Source organism: Psychrobacter sp. AOP5-GZ1-6, from assembly GCF_052376345.1.
GTDB lineage: Bacteria > Pseudomonadota > Gammaproteobacteria > Pseudomonadales > Moraxellaceae > Psychrobacter.
In genome coordinates this window covers 1-273 of sequence record NZ_JBQSVP010000393.1, presented here as the reverse complement: position 1 = coordinate 273, position 273 = coordinate 1, and the positions used below count along the sequence as shown (strand labels likewise).

Sequence of the window (273 nt, the reverse complement as noted above, 5' to 3'; positions counted from 1 at the left end):
TCAGCTCAAAATAAAATTGTTATGGTTAGGGCAAACATCATAAAACAATTTGGATAAGTCGTTTTCCATCCAGCCTTGGCGTAGAAACTTCACCTGAGCCCATTTCTTTTCGATAGGGTTTAGGTCTGGGCTGTACGGCGGCAACCAAAGAATACGATGCCCGTGCCTGTTTAGTAGCTTTTGAATGCGTTTGCTCTTATGAAATTTGGCGTTATCCATCACAATCACGCATTTGGTTTTAAGACTTGGGATTAGGGTTTGTTTGCACCAGTT

Annotated in this window: 1 protein-coding gene; it reads right to left on the bottom strand. The window is 41.8% G+C overall.

All coding sequences use genetic code 11. The features are described 5' to 3' along the window. Positions 1 to 273 (bottom strand): transposase (locus tag ACT3RN_RS16340; protein ID WP_444518907.1); only part of this gene is annotated, 273 nt, incomplete at its 5' end.